At 61.4% G+C, this 24,756-nt stretch carries 17 protein-coding genes and 3 pseudogenes; 7 read left to right on the top strand and 13 right to left on the bottom strand.

What is annotated here, in order from left to right; all coding sequences use genetic code 11:
* Nucleotides 1–23: 23 nt before the first annotated feature.
* From BG61_RS17940 to BG61_RS17895, 9 genes are all read right to left on the bottom strand, one after another.
* On the bottom strand, nucleotides 24–1,376 hold the full coding sequence (locus BG61_RS17940) for an MFS transporter (RefSeq protein ID WP_035934780.1): 1,353 nt from the start codon (nucleotides 1,374–1,376) through the stop codon (nucleotides 24–26).
* A 1,407-nt stretch (nucleotides 1,377–2,783) separates the two neighbouring features.
* Nucleotides 2,784–3,218: an arsenic resistance N-acetyltransferase ArsN2 gene (gene arsN2 / locus BG61_RS17930; protein ID WP_035934782.1), complete on the bottom strand. Its 435-nt coding sequence runs from the start codon at nucleotides 3,216–3,218 to the stop codon at nucleotides 2,784–2,786.
* 144 nt (nucleotides 3,219–3,362) lie between these two features.
* Nucleotides 3,363–4,307, bottom strand: a complete 945-nt coding sequence (locus tag BG61_RS17925; RefSeq protein ID WP_035934784.1) for a vWA domain-containing protein — start codon at nucleotides 4,305–4,307, stop codon at nucleotides 3,363–3,365.
* Complete coding sequence (locus tag BG61_RS17920) at nucleotides 4,304–4,861, bottom strand: hypothetical protein (RefSeq protein ID WP_035934787.1); 558 nt, start codon at nucleotides 4,859–4,861, stop codon at nucleotides 4,304–4,306. Before BG61_RS17920 ends, BG61_RS17925 begins: the two co-directional genes overlap by 4 nt.
* Nucleotides 4,858–5,847 (bottom strand): vWA domain-containing protein, encoded by a 990-nt coding sequence (locus BG61_RS17915; RefSeq protein ID WP_035934789.1) that lies wholly within the window; start codon nucleotides 5,845–5,847, stop codon nucleotides 4,858–4,860. The genes BG61_RS17920 and BG61_RS17915 overlap by 4 nt, the downstream gene beginning before the upstream one ends.
* The gene (locus BG61_RS17910) at nucleotides 5,844–6,647 is read right to left on the bottom strand and encodes a hypothetical protein (protein WP_232256310.1); all 804 of its coding nucleotides are present in this window, start codon (nucleotides 6,645–6,647) and stop codon (nucleotides 5,844–5,846) included. The genes BG61_RS17915 and BG61_RS17910 overlap by 4 nt, the downstream gene beginning before the upstream one ends.
* Nucleotides 6,648–6,760: 113 nt before the next feature.
* Nucleotides 6,761–7,624: a DUF58 domain-containing protein gene (locus tag BG61_RS17905; RefSeq protein ID WP_035934790.1), complete on the bottom strand. Its 864-nt coding sequence runs from the start codon at nucleotides 7,622–7,624 to the stop codon at nucleotides 6,761–6,763.
* Between the two features lie 4 nt (nucleotides 7,625–7,628).
* Complete coding sequence (locus BG61_RS17900; protein WP_035934792.1) at nucleotides 7,629–8,648, bottom strand: AAA family ATPase; 1,020 nt, start codon at nucleotides 8,646–8,648, stop codon at nucleotides 7,629–7,631.
* 628 nt (nucleotides 8,649–9,276) lie between these two features.
* The gene (locus tag BG61_RS17895; protein WP_051672616.1) at nucleotides 9,277–10,770 is read right to left on the bottom strand and encodes a carbohydrate porin; all 1,494 of its coding nucleotides are present in this window, start codon (nucleotides 10,768–10,770) and stop codon (nucleotides 9,277–9,279) included.
* Nucleotides 10,771–12,225: 1,455 nt separating this feature from the next.
* On the opposite strand from BG61_RS17895, the gene BG61_RS43295 reads away from it, so the two are divergent.
* The 6 genes and pseudogenes from BG61_RS43295 to BG61_RS17870 all read left to right on the top strand — a co-directional run bounded on the left by BG61_RS43295 (nucleotide 12,226) and on the right by BG61_RS17870 (nucleotide 16,821).
* The gene (locus tag BG61_RS43295) at nucleotides 12,226–12,366 is read left to right on the top strand and encodes a hypothetical protein (RefSeq protein ID WP_169743310.1); all 141 of its coding nucleotides are present in this window, start codon (nucleotides 12,226–12,228) and stop codon (nucleotides 12,364–12,366) included.
* 114 nt (nucleotides 12,367–12,480) lie between these two features.
* The gene (locus tag BG61_RS17890) at nucleotides 12,481–14,127 is read left to right on the top strand and encodes an NRAMP family divalent metal transporter (protein ID WP_035934795.1); all 1,647 of its coding nucleotides are present in this window, start codon (nucleotides 12,481–12,483) and stop codon (nucleotides 14,125–14,127) included.
* Between the two features lie 213 nt (nucleotides 14,128–14,340).
* Nucleotides 14,341–14,787, top strand: a pseudogene (locus tag BG61_RS44985) (MgtC/SapB family protein); the annotation flags it as partial.
* A gap of 1 nt (nucleotide 14,788) precedes the next feature.
* A pseudogene (locus BG61_RS44980) lies at nucleotides 14,789–15,073 on the top strand (LysR substrate-binding domain-containing protein); the annotation flags it as partial.
* A gap of 84 nt (nucleotides 15,074–15,157) precedes the next feature.
* Nucleotides 15,158–15,928, top strand: coding sequence for an SDR family NAD(P)-dependent oxidoreductase (locus BG61_RS17875; RefSeq protein ID WP_035934797.1), 771 nt, complete (start codon nucleotides 15,158–15,160; stop codon nucleotides 15,926–15,928).
* 167 nt (nucleotides 15,929–16,095) lie between these two features.
* On the top strand, nucleotides 16,096–16,821 hold the full coding sequence (locus BG61_RS17870; RefSeq protein ID WP_035934798.1) for a dienelactone hydrolase family protein: 726 nt from the start codon (nucleotides 16,096–16,098) through the stop codon (nucleotides 16,819–16,821).
* 92 nt (nucleotides 16,822–16,913) lie between these two features.
* On the opposite strand, the pseudogene zigA reads toward BG61_RS17870, so the two are convergent.
* From zigA to BG61_RS17855, 3 genes and pseudogenes are all read right to left on the bottom strand, one after another.
* Nucleotides 16,914–18,128, bottom strand: a pseudogene (zigA, locus tag BG61_RS17865) (zinc metallochaperone GTPase ZigA).
* A gap of 11 nt (nucleotides 18,129–18,139) precedes the next feature.
* Nucleotides 18,140–20,239, bottom strand: a complete 2,100-nt coding sequence (locus tag BG61_RS17860; protein ID WP_232256311.1) for a TonB-dependent receptor — start codon at nucleotides 20,237–20,239, stop codon at nucleotides 18,140–18,142.
* A gap of 943 nt (nucleotides 20,240–21,182) precedes the next feature.
* Nucleotides 21,183–22,073 carry a DMT family transporter gene (locus BG61_RS17855; RefSeq protein WP_035934800.1) on the bottom strand — a complete coding sequence of 297 codons (891 nt, stop codon included), beginning with the start codon at nucleotides 22,071–22,073 and terminating at the stop codon, nucleotides 21,183–21,185.
* A 230-nt stretch (nucleotides 22,074–22,303) separates the two neighbouring features.
* Here BG61_RS17855 and BG61_RS17850 point away from each other — a divergent pair, with 230 nt between their 5' ends.
* Complete coding sequence (locus tag BG61_RS17850) at nucleotides 22,304–23,221, top strand: sterol desaturase family protein (RefSeq protein WP_035934802.1); 918 nt, start codon at nucleotides 22,304–22,306, stop codon at nucleotides 23,219–23,221.
* 141 nt (nucleotides 23,222–23,362) lie between these two features.
* Here BG61_RS17850 and BG61_RS17845 read toward each other — a convergent pair whose 3' ends face one another.
* Nucleotides 23,363–24,517, bottom strand: a complete 1,155-nt coding sequence (locus tag BG61_RS17845) for a 2-aminoethylphosphonate--pyruvate transaminase (protein WP_051672615.1) — start codon at nucleotides 24,515–24,517, stop codon at nucleotides 23,363–23,365.
* Nucleotides 24,518–24,756 lie beyond the last annotated feature (239 nt).

The following is a 24,756-nucleotide window of genomic DNA, read 5'->3' as shown; positions in this document are numbered from 1 at the left end:
AGAGGAGCCAGACGCGAAATCCGCTACGAGCTTACGGCGTTCCCGTGATCGGCCACATCCAGATCGCGTGGACTCGACGAAGCTTCCAGCGCCGGATCGTGGTGCAGCAGAAGCACGGCCGCGACGCCGACCAGACCGGCTCCCGCAAGGCACAGCAACCCGGCTCCGAAGCCGCCCGTGCTGTCCTTGATCCAGCCCATCGCGTACGGTCCGAAGAACCCGGCGAGGTTGCCCAGCGAATTGATCGCGGCGATCCCGCCCGCTGCGGCCGCACCGGACAGGAACGACGCGGGAAGCGTCCAGATCACGGGGAGGCAGCCGAAGATGCCGAAGCCCGCAATCGACAGCGCGATCATCTTGAGCACCGGCTGATCGAGTGCGGCCGCCGCCGCGATGCCACCGGCCGCGACGAGCAGCGCGATCGCGACATGCCATCTGCGTTCGAGCTTGCGGTCCGAATGACGCCCCCACACCACCATGCTGATCACGCCGACGATGTAGGGCAACGACGTCACGAATCCCGTCTGCACGTTGGTCAGGCCGAATGCCTTCACGATCTGCGGCAGGAAGAAGCTCAGCCCGTAGTTCGTAGCATTGGCGCCGAAATAGATCAGCGCGATCGCAAGCACGCGACGGTTGAACAGCGCTTCCTTCACGCTGAACGTGTGCACCGCTTCGCGATGCTCGCGCTCGTGCGCCTGGCGCGCGACCAGCCATTTGCGCTCTTCGGGCGCGAGCCAGTGTGCATCGGCGGGTTTGTCGGTCAGGTAGAAATACACCACGAACGCGAGCAGCAGCGCCGGCAGCGCTTCAATGAGGTACAGCCATTGCCAGCCGGCCATTCCGGCCATGCCGTCCATCGAGAGAAGCGCTCCGGAGATCGGTCCGCCGATCACCGTGGAAAGCGGAATGGCCGCCATGAAATAGCCGACGACGCGCCCGCGATATGCGGCGGGAAACCACAGCGTCAGCAGAAAGATGATGCCGGGAAAGAAGCCCGCCTCGGCAATGCCCAGCAGTATCCGCAGGCCGTAAAAGACGTGCGCGGCGGACATGCCCGTATATTGGGAAATGTGCGGGATATACGCCATCGCGCCAGCGAGGATGCCCCACGTGAACATGATGCGAGCGATCCATCGTCGTGCGCCGAAGCGTTCGAGCAGCAGATTGGACGGGACTTCGAAGAAGAAATAGGCGATGAAGAAAATGCCGGCGCCGAAGCCGTACGCGCTCGCGGAAAAGCCGAGCGCCTGATTCATTTGCAATGCAGCAAAGCCAACGTTGACACGGTCGAGGTAAGCAACGAAATAGCAGAGGATCAGGAACGGCACGAGCCTGACCATCACGCGCGTCATGGTACGAGTTTCGATCTCCATCGGTGTCTCCTCCAGTTTGCAATCGGTTGATGCGACGCAAGTGCGGAGACTACTCTTTAAGCAGCGACTACTGAAGTGGGGTTTGTGTGCTGATGCCGTCTCAGCGCGGCGGCGCGGGGATGAGCCGGCAGCGTGCAGCGACTCCGCCTCGCGTGCGTCCCAAACTGTGCGCATTCGATCGGCAGCGCGGGGACGCGATGATCACCAGCAGGCTCGGGCTTTGAAACCAAGGCTTTGAGGCGCACTGCGTCGAAGCCGGCTTCAATGCAGGTCCTGGAAATGGGTACTGCGTGTTCACCGACAAAGATGGCGACAGGTTCGTCGAAGCCACTAGCCACCCCAAGGGGGCGTCAGCGGGAAAAGGGACGCTAGGCTGGGGTACCGGCAAATACAAGGGCATAGAGGGGCAAGTTGACTGGCAGCAAGTGCTTACCCTCCCTGCAGAGAAGGGCTCATTCAATTTTGTTGGCACGAAGACCGGCAGTTACAGTCTTCCGTAACTGCCGGCCTCGCGCCAGCCTCTACCAGGTTTGAGAATGAGGCGGTTTGTCGTCGATGCCCGAGCTTCACAGACTGCAAATCGCCAACACAAGGCGTGGAGGAAGACCACAGATTTCGGTGCCGCCCGCCTTCTTCGATAGGCAGCCGCAAATGAAGCGGCGTTGGGTGTGCATAGCTCTTGCTTGCGCAAAAACTGTCTGTTGATTCCCCGTGGAAATCGACAATCCACAGCAACACGGGTCTGGACCGCACCGTCCGAAGCCGAAAAGCATCGTGAGCGACTAAAAGTCGACCGGCCTTACGCTCGACCGGCACCCGCTATCGCTGCTGCGTCCGGTGCTATTGCGGCAGCGGCTCATGCCTTCATCAACGCTGCAACCTACCGCAACGGTCGTCTCGCGCATCTGAGGCCTCGTCACGGTAGCCGGAGCGCTCTGTATCAGGTGCCGTCGATTCTAATTCGGTGCCAAGGCTGACCTTGGGTGGCACCACTTAGAGTTGCGATGGATGATGAAGTACCGAGCGCTATTTGACGCGTTAAGCATGCCTACCACCGTAATCGGCTTCCCGGCGGGCGGCACGAGCCCCACGATTCCCAGACGAGGGACGCTGACACGCCCCTGCGGGGTCTCGTGAGCGATTCGGGAGCAGGTTCTGTGGCTTTACTCCGGCCGACGTTTCTGAATACAAGGCAACGGTGAAAGCTCAACTTGGACAACCGCACGACTTCGAATCCGATTGGGACCGCGGTTGGAGACGTGAGCAAGAAACGATAATCGGCTACGAGACGCTGCGCGCTGAGAATCGGCATTGTTTGCACGTGATGTGCAAGCAGCGTGTGCGGAACTCGTGGATGTGCAGCAATAGCTGGATTTCGCCACCGCCAATAACCCGGCGAACAGATACCTAAAGCTGCTTCTTCAGACAACTCGCGTTCGCTGGACACAACTGCGCAAATTGACGGGTCTGCCGAACTTCGGCCGGTGCACTGCATCGGTCGACCTCCACGTACTCCATCGACCGGAAGAAGCCGGCGGCCGATGTTGTCAGCAGCCAAAGCTCAAACACCCCTGCTGAGCGAGCGGTCGCTTCCGCGCAGGACAGCAGAGTCGTACCCAGGCCGGCGTTACGAACATGTCGTGCGACGCAGAGTGAACGAAGCAGCGCACTTTGTCCGAACCGTTCAAGTCCTACGCTGCCTACGACGGCACCGCTGGCATCCTCGGCCACCAGAAAGTCGCTGAGCAACGCAGCACGGACGTCAGTGCCCGGCAGTTCGTTCTCTGCGAGCAGTGCCTTGATGACATCCAGGTCATCGCTTCGAGCTGCACGTATCTTCATAGTGAATTTGTCTGTGTTGGTCAACGAGCACGACGGTATCAAGCCGCGCTAATAGCCATGCGGCGGGACTTATCCGGACAGCAACAAAGAAGGCGATTGCCGACAGTATCGAGGCGAGGAATCCCTTCTATTCCGATGCCCGCATCAGACACGCGAGCGCAATTGCGAGACACGCCGACGGGCTGCCCAGCGTTCCGGCAGGAAGCGCCATGTCAAGAGGAGCAGCGCCACGGCGGCAGGTAGCCAGTTTAAATCGGTCAGCACGAACTCTCGATGCGCGAGGCGCACGTCAAGCACTGCTCCGACCGCGTCTTCCGGAACACCAATGCGTCGATACTCAAAGCCAATTCGCTTCGCAACTGATGCCAGATATTGACCGCGCAGTTCGGAAAGTTCTTCGTGGCTTTCGACGGAGACGCTCGCACCTCGTTGCGGCGGGACCTGTAACACGTCTTCGGCGCGCCAATAGCCGATGCGATTGCCGTTCTCATCGGTTCGCGGGATGACAGCGGGTTGGTCGCCGCCCACGCCAATCAACCAGCCCTTCACCTGACCGCGAGCAATGTCATGCACCCGTTCGTCGGAAGGCAACACAGGTGGCGCTTCCTGTCCATCCGTGAAAAAAATGACCGCAGTGTCGTGCCCCACACTCTGGGCTGTGCGGACAGCCGAATAGACGCCGCCCTCGGCAATCCGGCTCCAGTTGGTCCAACGCATCTGGCCATCAATGCTGTCAAGAGAAGCGAGTAGCGCGTCATAGTTGCTGCAAACCTCAATGGGAGGCAGCAGGAGCAGCGTGCTCTGCCCAGTGAAAACGCTCCAGCCGATTTTCGAGCCGCAGGGTAATCGCTCCAGACTGTCGCGCATCACCGCCCGCGCAAAGTTTAGTCGGCTTATCGGTGCGGCGCCCAGGCTGACGTCCTCGACGTCCATACTCTGCGTGATATCGAAGGTGACGATGTAACTGAACACGCTCCGTTGCAGCGTCAAGCCCGGCATCCAAACAGCAGCGGCCAGCAACGGCACTGCCGCAACAGTCGCCCAATTGCGCCGCTCAAATAAACCGAGCGTCAGAGCCGCGAAATTCATGGCAGGTCCTCACTCTGGGCTCCGCGCACCTTAACATTCCTCTGCTTCTTGATGTCGGGCTCGTTCGAGTCCGTCGCCGCCTCAGGTGCTAGCCATAGCGCCCGTTCGAGGTTGTATCGGGCGTCCCAGTCCTCGGGTGCAATCCGCAATACCGACCGATAACGTTCTTTGGCCTGCTCAAGCATCGGCAGGGACTGAATTGATGTTGGCGCGCCGCTGCGAGTCGCCTCGCGGAGATGCATGTTGCCAAGGTCAAACAGCGCCGCTGTCTGTATTGTCTTGTCGTTATCGTCCGTTACCAGCCCGTCGTAGAGTCTCTGAGCCCCGACATAGTCGCCCGCCTTCGACATGGACACCGCGCGAGCAAGCCGCACCTCGGCCGCACCATCGACTTTTCCCTTCATTTCTGGCTTGTTTCCCCCCGCAACTGCCGCGACGGCGACTGCCTGCGCCACAGAGCGTTCATATCTCAGCGTTGACCAGTCATACATCGCTATTCCGGCGAAGCTGAAAGCCAAGGTTCCAAATGCCAGATGAAGAAACGCTCGCCTCATGACCAGCTCCGCACGTGGATGAGGCGCAATCCCAGCAAGCACGCGCAACATGCCAACGCCACAGCGAAACAAAGGACGCTGCAATCTTGTCGCGGCAGATGTTCCACGAACGAGATGGAAGACTTTTGCTGTTTATCAATCTCGGCCATGGCAGCTGCCATCGCCGTGGCGTCGTTTGCTTGATACAGTCGATACGATGTTTCCAGGGTCTCGAAGTAATGATGCAGTTCAGCCTCGGCCGAGGACTGGTAAGAAGGCGCAATGTCGGTCAAGTCGGGACTGGTGTAGTCGCTGGTTCGTAGATAGATGAAGTAAAGCGAAATCGCGTTTCGTGCAAGACCTGCCCTGATGTCCCCGCGTGCCTTGGCGTTAAGTCTCGCGCCTCCATCGGAGACCAGCACAATGGCGCGCCGCCCCGCATAGGGCTGCCCGTCGAACTGTCTGATTGCAGCGAGGAGCCCCCGGTCAAGCCGCGTATCCGGCATCCCGCGACCGACCGACGTGCCTTCGATAGCATCCTGAATAATCCGTTGATTGCGGGTGAAAGGCACGACGAGCACGGGGCTGATGCCGAACATTAAAAATGCTAGACGGTCATCAGGGCGCGCGCTGATGAAACGCCCAAGCGAGCGACGGGCCACCTCGTTCTTGGACATGCCTCCCGGTTCGATAACGGGCGACTTTCCCATGACGTCATCCATGCTGGAACTGCGGTCCATCAAAATCACGATTTCGGCGCCGGTGCTGGCACGCATGGCCTGTAGGTGAGAGCGGCCAGGCCCAGCCAGGCCCAGGACGATAGCTAAGATCGCCAGCACTGCGCAGCCGCGCCCGAAGTATTCGACACCTGTGCCGACAGAATCGATTGGTAGCCAGTCGACAAACGAAAAACTGAGCGCCTCACTCCGCCGAGGTATCAGCGGCAGCAACGCCAGTGGGAGCATCAGGAGTAGCCAGGGTCTGACAAGATCAACCGACATGGTCATCGCTGCCGCCTTTCGGCACGATAGAGCGCTCGGCTGAAATCACGCAATGCAAAGCTCTCCCGGACCCCGTCAGCGCTGAAAAAGCGCTCTCGCGACTTCATGTAGAAATTCTCGAGCAGCGGCCGCAATGGCTCGAGGTAAGGGGCACGGGCCAACAGAGCGGACAGCGAACCGGCATGCACGACCTGACCTGCGGTTTCATTTAGCGCTAGATGCACGCAGAGCCAGGCATCAGCGTTCGCATCGACTTCAGGCGTTTTCAGGCTCTGTATTTTCCGCCAGGCGATTGCGAATGGAAGCCGGCGTGCGTCGCGACGATTACTCCAAAACCACCAGCCGACCCAAGCCAGCAGAGTCGCCGTCAAAAGAGCGAGCATTGAAAACAGTCGACGTTCAGTTGATGCCAATTGTGGAGACGAGACCAATCGGTCTGGCCTGAGTGCCCGCAAGTCGCCTGCGTCGAACGCGGTGCGCGGTGTCAGCGGTCCGAGGCTGATTGGCCACTCGGCAACTTGCAACGACGCGCCTGCCTCGGACGTCAGTCTGAGCGAGGGTAATCTGATTTCCGTGAGCGTTTCAGATGCGTTGGCTATTTGATAGTCGATGACCATCCAGCGACGACCCTCGCCGTCTATTTCTACGTGAGGCTTGCGGCGCTCGAACCAGACGTTGATACGGCCGTTCGACGGAGGTGTGACCTCTCCTGCGTCGCGGCCATTGATTTCCAGCAGAACTCGTTGACTCAGCACGTCGCCCAGAACATGACCGAATGCCCGTGGTTGTTCCACAGTCGCTGTCACCGATTGTTCCGCGTGGACCGAGCACGAACAAGCGAGGGCTATGGCAGCCAGGAACGCGAAGGCTCTACCGTTCGGACGCACCGCCATCGAACTCGCGCGAACAGTGCATCGCCTCATACGACAGCTTCCAGAAAATAGCGCGACAACGATTCGGCATCGAATGTCCCTTCGACGTAAAAAGGCTTGATGCCGCGCTTGCCGAAGAGCTCAGCCAATTCGCGACGCCGACGCGCGACGTTATCCCGCCATTGTTCAAGCAACCTGCGGCGCAGCCACAATCTCCGCGCTTTGCCTGTCTCAACGTCGCTGACCACGAGCATCGTGCCGGCACTCGGTGGCTCGATTTCCGCACGATCCCACACGACCATCGGCACAACTTGGGCATTAACCAGGGTTTCGAGAGCTGAGCCCAGCCGACCAAGCGGCCAATGAAAATCGGAAACGACAAAGACCAGGCTGTGGCGCCCTGCCAGCCTGTACAACGTCCGCTCCAGGCCTTCAATCCCTGCAGTCATTCCGGAAGTGTTCGAGAATCGACGGAGCATCGTCGCCATCTCGTCACCGACGCCGCGACCATGCCGTGCAGGAACGAAGAGGTCGCCCCGTTCCTCAGAGTCAAAAGCCAGCATCCCCACCCGGTCGCCCGCGCGAAACGCGCTGTAGCCCAATGCTTCGACGAAATCTGCGGCGAGATGAAGCTTCGGTCGTTCCCCTCCGAAGAGCATTGATGCGGACACATCCACCACGACATAGACGGGCACGGCTACACGCTGCAAGTGGAGTCGCACTAGCCACTCTGGCGGCACCGCACACTGACTTGCGCGCAAATCCAGCCGCCGTGGGTCAGGATGGTCGAACAGACGCGCATGTAGCGCGAATTCCTGGCCAGCGCCGAAGCTTGCGCCTGGATGCGAGCCGTGCCGAAATCCGCGAGCGCGCGTCGGTAGTCGATAATGGAATTCGACCGGCGGTCTCATGATGTCAGGGTACGGATATCTTCCGGACAATCATTGTGGTCAGCGCCTCTGCGAGTTCATGTCTGCGCAATTCATAGACTGGCGTGAAGAAAATCCGGTGGCCGAGTGCCGGAAAAAGCGCGAGGTGAACGTCTTCTGGTACTACGTGCAGACGTCCGTCAAGCCATGCAATTACACGGACTGCTCGTACCAACGCACTCATGCCACGGGGGCTTGCACCCACGAGAATGAGTCGCTCCATGTCGACATCGTCTAGTTCGATGCCGAAGCGCTGAGGCGCCCCGGTGGCTTCCCAAATCTTCAAAATATAGGTTTCGATGCTCGGACTCACCGTAACACTTCGCTGAATCTCAGCCCCAATCGCATTCAAGCGGGTTGGGTCGAGTATTGCCGACGGAACCCTGTCGAGAAGCGTTTCTACGTCGTGGAACATTGGGTCGAAAACCAGCGCGCGGCGAACCTCTGAAGCGGCCGGTGTGGGCATGTTCAATTCGAACAGGAATCGGTCACGCGCGGCGGAAGCAAGTTCGAAGGTCTCTTCCTTTTCGACCTTGTTTCTGTCCGCGAATACTGTCATGTGCGGAAAGCGGTATTCGCGGTCGAAAGCGTAGACCGTGCGCTCGGCCATCGCGCGAAGCAGCAGCGACTGGACTTGAGGGCGAGAACGATTTATTTCATTAAAGAAGAACGTGGTCAGTCGTTCGCCATGACGCAGCAGAGGACCAGCGTCGATTCTCGGTTTGCCGTCAGCGTCAACGAACGTGTGATAGACGAGATCGCCGGGCATCAGGTCGATGGTCCCTTCAACCCGTTCGAAATCGCCACCAGTTGAGCGTGCGAACGCCCTCAGCAAAGTCGTCTTGCCGACTCCGACGCCGCCTTCAAGAAGGACATGTCCCCGGGCAAAGAGGGCTACATTGATGAGATGTATGGTTTCTGTTTGACCAATGACCGCCGTCGCGACCGCGTCCTCCATCCTCAATGCGTCGCGACGCCAGTCCTCGAGTTCATTTTCCGATGCCATGGTTTGTCGTTTTTTCGATTCGTGCCTTTGCGACTCGTGGATTCGGTATCTGAACACGAATTACGAGGTACCCGAAGGCGCGCACGCACAAGGCGTGCCGACCTGACCGCGACCCCAATGGTAGAGATAATTCGAAGGCTTGGCGGCGATGCGGCCCGGCGCCCTGAATCACAGTGTCATGGAAGGGATTACATACTGTGACAGAACCGGGTCAGTGGGTTCCGGTTACTGGCCATGACATATTGAGCTGGACCCGGGACGAGTCGAGCTTACGGCAGCCGACTGATGCCGCGGCCGGAAATACAGCGCCCGGCCTCGGGACTGAAGAAATTCATCTCAAGGCGACGCAGAAACCACTCCGTCACAAGACGCGACTGTTTGTCCGTCAGTTCCTGAATGCGCAGGTTCAAATCGGCAATATGCTAATTCGCAAGACGTTTTTGACCTCTGTGCCGGACCGGGTGTGGTCGTCCCAGAGACAAAGCAAGACTGCAATCGGCTTCATGGGAAGCCCAAGATGCCGAGAGGATGGCCTCAACGAGAACGAGTGGCACGCGCTTAAAGAATGGGCACGCGCTCGAACTCGTCAAAGCGGACACTGCGTATCGTGTTTAGGGAAGCAGAGTGCTCAGAACGTGATATTGGTTCGCACGCCAACGACGGCTTCATTGCGCACGCGCTCGGACGGGTCATTCGGATTCGGAATGCCGCCGGCCGGATGGAAGACGTACTGGAAATCGGCCTGCAACTGCCACCACGGCGCGACCTGATACTGGTACGTTGCCTCGAGAATGGTCTCAGCGCTGCGCACCGGAAACCCAGGCGTGGTGAAAGTGCCAGTGTCGCCGTCGAGTCCTCGCGCATGCGAGCCAATCTTCGCGTAACCGACCGCCACCCCGACCACGTCATTGTCGCGGCCCTTCAATGGGGCCTTTAACGTGACACCTGCGTTCACGCCAAGGTCGATGAGGTTACGGTCGCCCGGCGCGCCCATGACTCTTGCAAACACGCCAAGCGATTTCGGACTCTCTGCTCCCGGTCGCCAGACCATCTGGTCGGCAACGGCATAGAAACTGTAATTGCCAGTGTGGCTCTGCGCGATGCCCGTGCTCGCTGGATTCGCGAGCGACAGGCCGGTGTTGTCGAACCGCTGGTCCGCAAATCGTTGCGTGTTGTACCAGACGCCCAGTTTGTATGTTCCGGGTAAGCCGGCCGGTTGCGCATCCGACCGAGTGGCCGGCGGCTGATTGATTGCATACTGGACCTCGCCGATGAACAGCGCGCCATTGTGCAGGTTGAAATTCGTACCGTGGGCGTTCTGTTTCTGCGGGTCGCCCCCATCACTGCCTGCCGGATTGCCGTCGAACACGCCAGCCAGCACGGTCAACGCATCCGAGATCCTCGTGCGGACGCGCACGCCGAGGGATGAGAGCGGATACGCAGGGCCACCCGCCGGCAGGTCAATCGATGGGAGGACAGACCATCCGAAGGTCGCGTTCATGAACAGGTTCGCATACTGGCTCACCATGAACTCCTGGTCGAGACTTTGCTGTCCGACCTTCACATCCATCTTCCCACCGGGAAGGGATTGCTGATACCAGAGTTCCCACAGTCGCGTCGTGTCGTCGGCTTCGATGCCGCTCACACTCTGCAGGGTCAGCAGGTTTCGTTGACTCAAACTACTACCGTGAATCTGCAGCCCCGACGCGTTGAACGTGCCGCCTGACAGCCCGAACGCCTTTTCTGTATCAACGACCAGACCGAACTGGGTCACTCCATCGTATGCGCCACCGCGTTTCACTCCGCCAGACAGGTTGTTCAGATACTCGCTGGTTTCCTGCAGGCTAACCGTTACACCATAGTTGGCGAGCCAGGGACGTATTCCCGCCATGTCGCCGAACAGGTTCGAACGGTTCCAGAGCTCAGTCGGTGCAGCAGGCGTCTGATTTGCCTCCGCCGCATTGTCTGTCCCGACCGGCGACGTTGACGGCGCAGTTTGAGCCGGAGTGGCGGCAGGCACCCCTTGAGCGAGAGCAGGGGGCACGACGCCGAGAGAAAACAGAAACACCAGGCTGATGGGAGCACTGGACATCAGCAGCTTGGTCTGCAGGTTTTTCTTCATGACGTACGGGGCCTACGTTATTAGATAACCAAATTGCTGGCATGCCAGGCGGCCGCCCAGTCGGAAGTGGGGCGTGAAAGGTGGTCCGGACCATAAACCGGTCCCGGTTCAGTGAAGTCCCCGGCTCAACCGCAAGGCTTGGCTCAGTTCACTATCGACCGACGAGGTGAATAACATCGCGGCGACCGCAATCGTCGGAATGGCGTAGCCGGCTGGCGTTAATCGACCAGCCACATAGGGAACTCGCAGCACCTCGCGCGACCATCAGATTGCGCGACAAGAAAATGCGTTTCGTCCGCACATGCGGCAACTCGCACCGCCCGGCTCTCCCGGCAATGGGCGACGACGGCGCCCGGGTTGCAGGAGCCATCGGGCGTGACGCCTGCACCGCGCCACCGAAAGACGTAGCAAAAGCTTTGACGACCATAAGCCCACTCCCGTCCAGCCCGACGAATTCGGGCGACGTATGAAGACGTGACTGCGCCTCGCAAATGGATCTGCGAAGGGGCGGTCAAGCAGAGGGAGCGTGCTACTGACAGACCGGTAGAAAACCAGTCAGTAATGAAGCGCGCTAACCCGAACCAAGCGAGTTAGCGGCGAAGGAGTGGTCCTGCGGCGGCTATCTCGCGGTTATGTCGCCGGCGCAGGCCGGCATCAGACTTCCGCTACTAGAGCATGTGTCCACAAGGGACTCCGTTTGATGAGACGGGCGGATTGTATTCGGCATGCGTGACAAACGGCAAGTAAATAAAGCATAAAAGATATCGCACACCGAATCGCCTGACGATGTCAGCGGGCAAACGAAACCTGCTTCACTTTCCCAGCCGTATCGACGCCCTTCATCCGCCTTTCCTTCCTGTCATTCTGAAAGACGCTTGCGCTCTGGCGCTGGCCATGCAACTCGACGCACGGCTTGAAACTTATATTTGCTCTGCTTAAGAAGCATGTTGACTTCCTATTCAGGGAGTGCCTAAAATTCGCCCGTCACCACAAAACGGGCTGATGCCTTGGATACCTGCAGTAGTCGACCTTCGAATAGTTTCGCTGCCTGACCGCAGGACGTCCGCGCTATCTTCTCTCAGCCGCCGTCTTGCCAGCAGGCAGACGGTGCGCGCCGTAGTAACTCTCTTCGTGCACCTTGATCAGCGCCATACGGACACACGATTGCGTGCGTCCGTATGGCACCTCGTCGCGAGCGTCAGCTCGCTGCTGCGTCCGTTCGCGCGCCCTTTCGGATGATGGGCGTGCGCCGACGCGTGGATTGAACACGTTCGTAGCAAACGCCGATAAGGAGCCGCCATGCCAGACAGTGACAGTCATCCCATACGCCGTTCACCTTTACCTGTGCCTGAGGGAAGCGCGTAGACCTTCGTCGCTGCGCGCATGATGCGCCCGCGCTCCGTGTCTGCTGGCTTCCCGCGAACCGCGTCAAGCCAGACGCCCCGGAGAAATATCATGACCTTTGGTCTCCTCCTGTCCCAACTGCCTCGCGTCCGTGAATCGCGCGTCCACTACGACGGCATGCTCGCGCTGCACGCCCACGAACCACACAAATTCGCAGCGTTCTGGCAGCGCCTCAAGATTCTCTTTTCATAATCGCGCCCTCTTTCCACCATATGCAAGCGACACCGTCATCCGACGGCACATGCGCTTACGTATGACGGAGGTGCGCATTTTCCTTTCAAAAGCCGGACTAGAGAAGAAAGCGAAATGTCTATTCCAACGCAAGTCTCATCAAAGCGGAGTGCCGTTCTTGACTCGGCACACATCGGCGACATCAAGGGCGCTCTCGGCACCATCGCCCACCACGACACCGCACCGCGCACCAACTGGTGGGCGCGCTTTCGGACGATGCTGGCCATCCTCGGCCCCGGCCTCATCGTGATGGTCGGCGACAACGATGCTGGCGCCTTCGGTACCTACACCCAGGCGGGGCAGAACTATGGAACCACATTGCTATGGACCTTGATGCTGCTGGTACCTGTCCTCTTCGTCAATCAGGAGATGGTGCTGCGGTTGGGTGCCGTGACCGGCGTCGGCCACGCGCGCCTCATTTTTGAACGATTCGGCAAATTCTGGGGTGCGTTCAGCGTTGTCGATTTGTTCATTCTCAACGCGTTGACCATCGTGACCGAGTTCATCGGCATCACGTTCGTCCTCGACTTCTTCGGTGTCTCCAAGGTCCTGGGGGTCTGCATTGCAGCGGCTCTGACCATGGCCGCAGTCAGTACAGGAAATTTCAGGCGCTTCGAACGATTCGCCGTGGTGCTTTGTCTACTGAGCCTATTGCTTGTGCCCGTGCTGGTGTCTATTCACCCGCCGGTTGGCCAGATGGCACACAACTTCCTGATTCCCAACTGGCCTGCACACTCGAAGCTCAGCGACGTGATGCTGCTCGTCATCGGCATCGTCGGCACCACCGTCGCACCGTGGCAGCTGTTTTTCCAGCAAAGCTACATCGTCGATAAACGCATCACCCCGCGCTTCATGAAGTATGAAAGGGCTGACCTGCTGATTGGCATTGTGTTCGTGATGATTGGCGCGGTGGCGATGATTTCACTCTGTGCCGCGCTTTACGCAGGGAAACCCGAGTTCGGCAATTTCACGGACGCGGGCGGCGTCATCGCCGGCCTGGAGAAGTATGCGGGCCGCACGCCAGCCGTTCTCTTCGCCGTGGCGCTGCTCGACGCGTGCATTATCGGTGCCGCTGCGGTGTCGCTGGCCACCGCGTATGCCATTGGCGATGTGTTCGGGATGCGTCACTCGCTCCACCGCAGTGTGACGGATGCGAAAGGCTTCTATCTAGTGTACTTCGGCATTATCGCCACTGCAGCAGCTCTGGTATTGATTCCAGGTAGCCCGCTTGGTCTGCTAACCGAAGCGGTACAAACACTTGCAGGCGTACTGCTTCCCAGCGCTACCGTATTTTTGCTGCTGCTGTGCAACGACAAGGCCGTGCTTGGTCCGTGGGTCAACTCGAAGAAGCTCAATCTGTTCACAGGTGCGGTGGTCTGGGTGCTGGTGATGCTGTCTGTCATCCTGACTGCTTCGGTGATGTACCCGGACATCGAGGGCAAATCGATTCTCGAGGTGCTTGCCGGAGGCACATTGCTCGCCGTCGCTGGTTATGCCACAACAGCTGGGATTCGCAAGCTTCGAGGTGAGACGGCGGATAACGAAGTACGGACGTATCCGAAATTCGCGCGCGACACGTGGCGCATGCCACCGCTAGGCGAACTGCCTCCTCCGAACCTCACGCTGACCAAGCGTGTCTGGATGGGCGTGTTGCGCGGCTATCTGCTGGTGGCTGTAGCGCTGGTTATCGTGAAGGTCGTGCAGATGACGTTCCTTGGATAGCTCATACGCCGGCGCGGTCGGTACTTTCCGGCTGTTCGCTCAAGAGCAATGCGCACATGCCCTCAGTCAAATCGGTAGGTGCCATTTGCGCTATGTGGATGCGCGCCATCCCTTTGTCAGTGCCCGCCCTTTGCAGATGGGGCGGACTGGCATGAACCTAATGTGCACCGACCACAAGCAGGATTATCCGTTACACGAAACGAAGAGCCAAAAATGATGGTGGAGTCTGTTCTACGGCTGCTCGCCGCATTTTCCTGTGGCGTGGTCATCGGTCTTGAACGCCAGATGCGTCAACGCACGGCGGGACTGCGGACCATTACTCTCGTGGCTAGCGGCGCCTGCCTGTTCGTCACTCTGGGTGTACTGACGGGAAACGGAACAACGGGGCTGACGCAGATTGCGTCTTACGTCGTGTCGGGCGTGGGCTTCCTCGGCGGCGGCGTCATCATGCGCGACAAGGGCTCGATACAAGGCATCAACACGGCTGCCACGCTCTGGTGTTCGGTGGCAGTCGGCGTCTTGTGCGGTGCCGGACACTTTGGTCCCGCTGCGGCGGGAACCGCGGTCGTACTTCTCACGAACACTGTCTTGCGGGAAGTCAGCCGCGCCATCAATGCGGCTCCCCTATCGGCCGCCGACCTGGTGCGCGAATACACATTGGAAAAAGGCGGAAACGGTGAAGGTCGACGGTCCGCTCAGCAGCAATGACGGAAGCACCGTTCTGTCATGGGCGCTGAAAGGCCGCGGCATCGCCGTGCGCTCGCAGTGGGAGACGGCGAAGCATCTCGCCGACGGCTCGCTCGTCGCACTGCTCGGCAACTGGGCTCAACCCAACGCCGACATTCACGCGATCTATCTCGAACGTCACAGGCTTTCGGCAAAATTACGCACCTTCGTGAAGTTTCTCGGCGAGCGCCTGCGGCAGACCGCGCTGCCTGCCGGGTGAAGCGTCTGTGAGGGCGCGCGACGCCAACCTGCTTATTGCCTATCATGTTGCGAATGGGCCGTCTGCCCGCTCCAGGATTACCTCATGAATTCCCCTTCTGATTCCTCCTCCCCCATCGTGTGGATCGCCGGCGTCGGCGCGAGCGCGGGCCTGGGCGCCGCGCTCGCGCGCCGCTTTGCACAAGGCGGCTTCGCAGTCGCGCTCACCGGGCGCACCGCGGCACGCATCGAAGCGCTTGCCTCGGAAATCCGCGCAGCGGGCGGCACGGCTCACGCGCTGCCGGGTGACGTGTCCGATGAAACGTCAATCGCCAGCCTTGCCGCGCGCATTCGCGAGATTGGCACGCTTCGGGCCGCCATCTTTAATGCGGGCAACGCCGTCCGTGCTCCGGCGCTCGAACTGACCGCGGATCAACTTGAACAGGCGCTTCGCACCAATGCGATCGGCGGCTTCCTGTTCGGGCAGGCCGCGCTGCGCGCCATGTTCGAAAACGGCCGCGACGCGGCTGCGCCGGACGGCCGCGGCACGCTGTTATTCACCGGAGCGACCGCAGCGTTGCGCGGCCGCCCGCCGTTCGCCGCGTTCGCCGCAGCCAAGGCGGCGCTGCGTTCGCTCGCGCAGAGCTTCGCGCGCGAGTTCGGGCGAGAAGGCATACACGTCGCGCATATCGTGATCGACGGAGGGATCGATGGCGAGCGGCTGCGTCAGGCCGCACCGCAGCGCGTGCAGCAGATGGGCGACGACGGTCTGCTGCAAGCCGATGCCATCGCCGAAACGTACTGGCAACTCCACGTTCAGCATCGCAGCGCATGGACGCAGGAAATCGATCTGCGTCCATTCAAGGAACCGTTCTGACGAAGCGCATACGGTATTGCACACCGACGCGCACGCCCGGCATCCAGTGATGCGTCGCGCATGAACGCCGCGATGTTTTCGAGCGCGCATCCTGCGCGATGCCGCGCTTCAGCGTGCGCGTCTCAGTGGCGCTATGCTACTGCTTCCGTCTATTCAAGGACCCTCTCATGAAACCGACACCCGGATCGATGATCACCTTTCGCCGCCCTGACGGCCAGGAAGTCAGCGGCTATCTCGCCACGCCGCACAATGCCGAAGGCGCGCCTGCCATCGTCGTCATTCAGGAATGGTGGGGGCTCAACGACCAGATTCTCGGGGTGGCGGACCGGCTCGCACAGTCCGGTTATCTGGCGCTGGTCCCCGATCTCTACCGGGGAAAGGCGACGGCCGAAGAAGAAGAGGCGCACCATCTGATGACCGGGCTCGACTTCGGCGACGCTGCCAGTCAGGACATTCGCGGCGCCGTGCAATACCTGAAGCAGCGCACGGAACGCGTCGGCGTGACCGGCTTCTGCATGGGCGGCGCGCTCACGCTGCTGGCGCTGAGCCAGGACCCCGGCGTGTCGGCGGGCGTGGTGTGGTACGGGTGCCCTCCGCTGGAGTACATCGACGCCACGAAGATCAAGGCGCCGCTGCTTGGTCACTGGGCCACGCAGGATGCGTTCTTTCCGGCTGCCACGGTCGATGCGCTCGAGGCCAAGCTGCGCGAGGCGAACGTCGATGCGGAATTCCATCGCTACCTCGCCCACCATGCGTTTGCCAACGAGACCGCCGTCGGGCCGGGCCGCATTGCGGGCACGCAGTTCGATCCCGTCTGGGCGCAGCTCGCGTGGGACCGCACGCTGACTTTCCTCGGCCGCACGCTGTGGCCGCAGAAAACGGCGGCGGAATAAGGAAAGCGGGCCGGTGCGCGCGCGCCGGCCCCCGAATGATCCCTCAAACGTCGATTGACGAGGAACGCCGTTAGCGATGAAGCGCGGCGCCGCTAGTCGGATTCAGCTTCCGCTTCAATCGTTCTCCATTCGGGAAACGGATCGTCGTAATTCTTCCAGGCCGATGGCCCGGCGCGCATTTCCTCATCGGTGAGCAGGCAGTGGTCAAAGCCGCGGCGAAGCGCGGCCTCGTCCATCCCTATGCCGATCAACACCAGCTCCTGCTGACGATCACCATACGGCTCCTCCCAGCGCGATTCGATCATGGCCCGGCTCTCGGGGTCCTTCGGCCGCTGACGTGCATCGACGGCCGCCCACCAGACACCTGCCAGCCCATGCCGGGAGATGGCGCCCGCCTGTGACCAGCCGCCGACACGGTCGTGCCGCGACGCCAGCCAGAAGTATCCTTTCGAGCGAACCACGCCGGTCCATTCCTGCTGGATCCATGCCCCGTACCGGGCCGGATGAAACGGGCGCCGGGCCCGGTAGACAAAGCTCGTGATGCCGTATTCCTGGCTTTCCGGAATGCGTTCACCGCGCATCTCCCTCAACTAGCCGGGCGCCTGCGATGCGGCCTCCAGATCGAAGCGGCCCGTATCGAGCACTTCGCCGAGCGGCACCTCTCCGAATGCCGTCTCGATGATCTTCGCGCTCGCGTTCAGGCCCCGGACGATCCCCTTGAGATTTCCCAGCGCCTCCCCGCTTACGAGATCGGCCTTGTTGAGCACGATGACATCCGCGAATTCGACCTGCTCGGTCAGCAGATCGACCACGGTGCGCCGATCCTCGCTGCCCATCGTTTCGCCGCGGTCGGCCAGATGGTCATGAGATCCGAAATCGAGCACGAAGTTGTGCGCATCGACGACCGTAACCATGGTGTCGAGGCGTGCCACATCGGAAAGGCTCTGGCCCTGCTCGTCGCGGAACGTGAAGGTCTCCGCGACCGGCAAAGGCTCGGAAATGCCCGTCGATTCGATCAGTAGATAGTCGAAACGCCGCTCGCCCGCCAGGCGCCGGATTTCGACGAGCAGGTCCTCGCGCAGCGTGCAGCAGATGCAGCCATTGCTCATCTCGACGAGGCGCTCCTCCGAGCGTGAAAGCTCGGCGCCGCCATCGCGCACGAGACGGGCGTCGATATTGACTTCGCTCATGTCGTTCACGATCACCGCGACGCGCCGGCCCTCGCGGTTGTTCAGCACGTGATTGAGCAGCGTCGTCTTTCCCGCGCCGAGAAAGCCGGATAAAACGGTGACTGGCAGCTTGTCCATGGAAACTCTCCTCAAAAGGTGGTGCGCAAACCGACCATGACGCTGCGACCGCCCTCCGGCGCGATATCGCGCACGACGGAACTCGCGTACCGCACTTCCTGGTTGGTCAGATTCTCGCCTCGCACATAGGCGAGCCAGTGCGAGGCACCGGCGTGAAATGCGTAGGTCAGGGTCAGGCCGAGCGTGGTGTAGCTTCCGGTCGGCAGATCGTTTTCCGGGACGCGGTGCTGCGCCCAGGCATGGACCATTTCCGCGCGGGCGCCGAACGGGCCGTAGCCGTAATCGGCGGCCACGGTCGTGCGCAACGGAGAAATGCGCGGGAGTGCTTCCCCGGTATCGACGTTGCGGGCATGCGTGTAGTCGGCAACGAGTTCGACGTCCACGAGATGCGCGCCCTTCTCGAAGATCCGCCACTTGCCGTCCGCTTCCACGCCATAGAATTCCGCGCGCACGCCCCGGTAGACCGCCTCGTTGAGCGCGTCATCGGTGCCCGCCGGGACCTCGTGGTCGTTGTCATCGACGAGGCGGCCCGTGTTGAACTCGGTGAGGTAATTGCTGAACCGGCTGTAGAACACGCCGACACTGCCCTTGTTCGGCCCGCTCGCAAAGCGCAGCGACAGATCGGTCGAGACGGCCTTCTCCTTCTGCGCGTCGGGGTTGCCGATGAGGTACTGGCCGGTCGCGTCGTGTGGCCCGTTCGAATAGAGTTCGTAGAACGTCGGCGCGCGTTCCGTGTAGGCCACATTGCCCACGATCGACCATGCGGGGTCGAGCCTGTAACGCGCGCCCGCGGAAACGCTGCCGGCATTGAAGTCGCGCTCGGGCGCGCCCGCGAACTTCTCGTTGCCGCCAGCAGTGGGCTCCAGTTTCACGTACTCGTAACGGGCACCTGCACTCAGCTTCAGCGCATCGTTGACGGCCCATTCTTCCAGGCCGAAGAGCGCCACGTTCGTCGTTTGAGAGGTAGGCACGAGTGCTTCGTCCCCCAGCGCCGAGAACGTGTTCTGGCTGACCTGCACGCCGAGCGCGCCGTCGAGCGGCCCGAGCTTCCTGTGACGTGCCTCGAGACGCGCCTCATAGCCGTGATTGCGGAAGGTGGTGCCGGTTTCGCCGTTATCGATTTCCCTGTGCTCATAGTCCGTGTAGCCGAAATCGAAATCGAGCTGGCTGAACGGGCCCTGCAGATTGCGGACTTCGGACGCGACGGCCACGTGGTCCTGATGCATCCTCAAGCGGACATCGTCTTCGGCGACGGACCCGTAGTTCGCCTCGTAGCCGTTGTACGACACGCCTGCATAGCCGTCGGCCCACGTGTACGACGTGCCCACCGCGCCGCCGTGCCAGCGGCCGTCGCTATTGGGAATGCTGCCGACGGGCTGGGGAGCGTCAGGTCCGTCGAGCGCGCGCTGGCGGTCGGAGCGCACGAATCCGGGCACACGAAGCTTGCTCGTTTCGCGGTCGAAGGCGTCGACGTGAAAAGCGAACTGACCATTTCCCCCTTCGACCTGGGCCGCACCGGCGCGGGCGTCGTTTGCGCCGCCATAGTTCGCATCGACGGTGCCCGTCACGCCCTTGATCGGCTCACGCGGAATGCGGTTGTCGATCGTGTTGACCACGCCGCCGATTGCATTGCCGCCATAAAGCAACGCGGCGGGTCCCCGCACGATCTCGACGCGCTCGATCGACAGCGGATCCTGCGGGACGGCGTGATCGTAGGAAAGCGACGATGCGTCGAAAGAAGCGACACCGTTTTGCAGCAAGCGGATTCTGTCGCCATCCATCCCGCGAATGATGGGGCGTCCGACCATTGGGCCGTAGGTCGTGGTCGACACGCCCGGCAGCCCGTTGAGGGTGGCGCCCAGCGAATCGGCGCCGCGAAGCGCGAGTGCGTCGCCATACAGCGCGGTGGCAGGGGCGAAGAGTTCGTTGTCACGCAAGGGATTGGCCGTCACGAACACGGGTTCGAGTGCGGCGCCCGGTATCAGGGTTCTCGTGGCGGCGTCCGGGGTCTGGCTGGTCTCGCCGTGAGCCAGTGCGGTAACGAGCGCGAGCGGAATGGGGAGTAGTCGAAAGGCGGAGGAAAGTCGTGGGACGTTGATCGACGAGATCACAGTTGGCAGCCGAAGTTGGAGTTCTTATGGACGGGAGAGACCTGAGTTCGCCCGTCGAGCACGAAAGCGCAAAGGGCACAATCAGAATTTTCTGAAATGATATAACATTGCATTAAGATTCGGAAGCTGAGATGAGGCGTTCTGCGAGGTTTGGCTATCGGGCGGAGCGAAACGGGTTCGTCCGTCAAGCGGGACGGATGCTCTGCGGACTGCTTCTTGAAGGGTTCGCGGCAGGGTGCCCGTCGAAGAAATGCCGCTTGCGCCCAAGGTCGGCGGGACGCGCTGTGCTTCAGCCGCTTTATCAATGGCGGCTCAACGTGGTATTGCCTTATCGGGCGCGATGGCCGCGCGCGGACGACGTCCGCCCTGCGGACCGAATGCCAGTCACGCTAGTGCGGCCCGGCAAAAAGAGCATCGCCGGGCAGATTTTGTCGGGACGCGGGAGACGGATGCGGAAACCGATTAGCTGAAGGCGTTCGTCGATCGCGCTCCGCAATCGGATTGGAACGGCGCGAAGGTGTCGTGAAAACACGTGGCCGTTGCGTCGCTTCGAGGTGTCAGCGGGGAGGCGGCGCCTCATCGGCGATCCTCGTTCTTCTCCGTCATGTCGGAAGCGATGGGGGTACTCGCGCGGGCGGCGCCGCCCGCGCGTCGAAGGGCGTTCAGCCGATTACTTCGATCAGGCTGACGACCAGCGTAAAGATGCCGACACAACCACCGAGCGTTGCCACGCTTTGCATGAACGGAGACATGGGGACCTGACAAAATGTGAATGAACGTGCATTAAACCGTATTTGAAAGATAAATGAAAGATTTCTCAGCATACCCGCGTTCGATCGCGCACAGGGTCGGTGAAGGCGCCTTCACATCGCTTCCGGCGTCACCCCGGCTCATTCGTCCGAAGTGAAGGCGAGCGGCGCCATTCGTCCCGCCGGGGCAGCCTCTATCCCGCCGTTTTGCTCTCGCCCTTGCGCCGCAGGGCAAGCGCGACGCCGCTCAGCGTCAGCGCCATCGCAGCGATCTCCTGAAGGCCGAGCGGCTCACCCAGCGCGAGCGCCGCAGCGACGATGCCCATGATCGGCACGAGCAGCATGCCGATGGACGCGATCTCCGGCGCGAGATAGCGCAAGGTCGCGAACCACGCGAGGTAGCAGACGCCCATCGGGACCACGGTCATGTAGACGAGGACGGCCCAGCCGTCCGCCTTCAGTGCGCCGAAATCCGGGTGTTCGATCAGCAGGCCCGCGACCACCATCGGCACGCATCCCAGCCCCACCTGCCACGCCACGAGCGTGATCGGCGATACGGGAACCGGCGTCTGGATGACGGTCCCGAGTGCAAAGAGCACGGCCGCCAGCAAGGCGAACAGGATGCCCGTGAGCTTCCCGGCATCGAACGCGAATCCACGGCCGCCAAGCAGAACGACCACGCCGGCAAGCCCCAGAAGCAACGCGATGAAACCCGCCGCGGACGGGCGTCGCGACAGCACGGGCCAGGCGAGCAGCATCGCCCAGATGGGCATCGTGTAGACGAGCAATGCGCCTTCGCTCACGCTCAGCCACTTCATCGACAGCGTCGAGAAGCCCATCCACGCGAAGACATTCGTGCAGGCGGAGAGGAGCATGCGCGGCATCAGCTGACGCGGAACGCGCGTCTGTTCGCCGGCGCAGACGGCGATGACCGCGAGCAGCATCGAGGCCGCCACACCCGCCACGCCGCGCGAGAACAGCGGGGGCCACTCCCGCAGCAGGATTTTCATCGCGGGCCAGTTGAGGGCCCAGCCGGTTGCAGTCACCAATAAAAAGAACACCCCGGGCCATCGCGCGGACTTCATTTGCACCTGTTTTCCTGTTTGATGAAGCCTGGAGAATGCTGCGTGCTTCCAGACGTGCCGACCCGCCATGTTACCCGCCGCACCACGCCACGCCGCGCCGCGATGAAACATCGCGACATAACTTCCACATATTTATTAACAGGGCCGCTCGTTAAAGTGGGTTCATGCAACGCGACGGCACCCTTCGCCGGACACGATGCGTCCCGCAACCAACCGGTCATCTCCTCATCATGGAATCCTTAACCAGAATCGCGCTCTACGCATCGTTGTTCGTCGTGGGTGCCTCGCTGATCGAGGCATGGGTGCTCAGCCGGAAAAACCGGAACAGCGCCACGCCCTTCGACTGGCACGAAGTGTGGCTCTCGCTCGCCGATATGGCCGGGCGCAAGCTGCTCGCGCTCCTGCCGCTCTCGCTCGCGACGCCGATCTTCGCGTTCGCCTGGGAACATCGCATCCATACGGTCACGATCGACAGCGCGCTGGCCGTGTTCCTGCTCTTCATCGGCCAGGAGTTCTTCTACTACTGGTACCACCGCGCGTCGCACCGCATCCGCTTCTTCTGGGCGACGCACGCAGTCCACCACTCGCCGAACCAGCTGACGCTCGCTTCCGCGTACCGGCTCGGCTGGACGGGCAAGCTGACCGGCAGCGCGATGTTCTTCGCACCGCTCGTGTGGCTCGGCCTGCGCCCGGAAGTCGTGCTCGCGACACTCTCGATCAACCTGCTGTATCAATTCTGGCTGCACAACACGTGGATGCCCAAGCTCGGCTGGCTCGAGTACGTGTTCAACACGCCGTCCGCGCACCGGGTGCATCACGCGTCGAATGTGAATTATCTGGACGCGAACTACGGCGGCGTGCTGATCGTATTCGACCGCCTGTTCGGCACCTACCTGGAGGAACGCGCCGAAGAGCCGTGCCGCTACGGCCTCGTCACCCCGACGCGCTCGCACAATCCGCTCGTGGTCGAATTCGAGCACTGGGTGAGCCTGGCACGCGACGTCGCGTCGGCCAAAGATGTCTCCTCGGCGGTTTCCTACGTGCTTCGGCCGCCCGGCTGGCGCGCGGACGGTGCGAGCGAAACGACGGAAGATCTGCGCAGGCAGGCCCGCGGTGAACGGAGCGTGATTCAGGCGTCCGGCGGCTGATCGACTGACGGGCTGCGCGTTGCACACACAGCAGCCGGGCGCAAGAGCAGCGGCAGACCCACGTCCGGCAGCCCTGCCAAAGAAAGCATCGATGCAACTCGCGGAGCGTGCCCCAAAGCCGCTCCGCGCACCGCCGAACACTCACGCCTGCGCCGGAACCGCCTCCACGCCCATCACTTCGAGCATCTCGCGCACGGCATCGAGCGCGCCGCGCATCTCGCGCTCGCCGATCCGCCCGATGCATCCCATGCGGAACGAGTCGGCGACCGTCAGCTTGCCCGGATAGATGACGAAGCCGCGCTCCTTCAGGCCGTCGTAGAAACGCTGAAAATCAAAGCGCGGATCGTCGAGCATGTGGAACGTCACGATGATCGGCGCCTGCAAGGCTTCCGGCAGCAAGGGCCTGAATCCAAGCGCCGTCATGCCGTCGAGCAGGATGCGGCAATTCTCGCGGTAGCGCCCGCCGCGGCCGCTCACCCCGCCCTCCGCCGCGAACTCCCTGAGCGCCTGATGCAGCGCGACGATCACGTGCGTCGGCGGCGTGAAGCGGTACTGCCCCGTCTTCCCGAAATTCGACCACTGGTCGTGCAGGTCGAGCACGAGCGTCGTCGCGTTGCCCTGCGAAGCGGCGAGCACGTCGCGCCGGCAAATCACGAAGCCGAGGCCCGGCACGCCCTCGATGCACTTGTTCGACGAAGCCGCGACCGCATCGGCATGCACCGCGCGGGCATCGAGCGGCAGGGCGCCGAAGGCGCTCATCGAGTCGATCAGATAGCCCTTTCCGTATTTCGCGGCGAGGGCGCCGATCTCCTCGACCGGGTTGAGAATGCCCGAGGTCGTCTCGCAATGCACCGCGAAGATGTGTGTGATGGAGGGCGTGCGCTTCAGGATCGCCTCGATCTTCTTCAGGTCCGGCGGGGCGTCTTCGGCGGTCTGGTGCACGACCGTCTTGCGCGCGGCGATATCGAGAATGCGTTTCGCGCGCAGGCCATACGCGCCGTTCACGAGGACAAGCACCTTGCCCTTGCGCGGCACGAGGCTCGTCAGCATGGCCTCGACGGCGAAGGTGCCGGAGCCCTGCATCGGCACCGTCACGAAATCCTCGCCGCCATTTGCTATCTCGCAGAGCTGCGCGAGCACGGCCTTGTTCGTTGCGACGAAGTTCGCGTCGCGCGAGCCCCAGTCGTGCAGCATCGCTGCCTTGACGGAGCGCGAGGTGGTCAGCGGGCCGGGGGTCAGAAGAATCGGATCGCCCGTTTCGGTTTCGAATGGCGCGGCAGGCTTGAAATGAGACATGAAGTTCCGTCCGAAGTCAGATCGCAAAGGTAAGACGAAAAAGTAAGACGAAAAAGCGCGTGAGTCGATTTCGACCGGGCGCGGCGCAGCGTGGTGCACGACTCAGCATTGTGCCGGGGCCGCCGCCGTTGCGTCCAACCGGACGGCGGCAGACTGCGTCCGGACCGTCGGGGTGTACCCGGATGCTCACGCGATGGCTTCATATTTTAGATACAAATCATACCGAATAATAGATTTTA

The sequence above is a fragment of the Caballeronia glathei genome (assembly GCF_000698595.1).
Lineage (GTDB): Bacteria > Pseudomonadota > Gammaproteobacteria > Burkholderiales > Burkholderiaceae > Caballeronia > Caballeronia glathei.
Note: the sequence above shows the minus strand (reverse complement) of the source record. Positions and strands in the feature narration are given on the sequence as shown.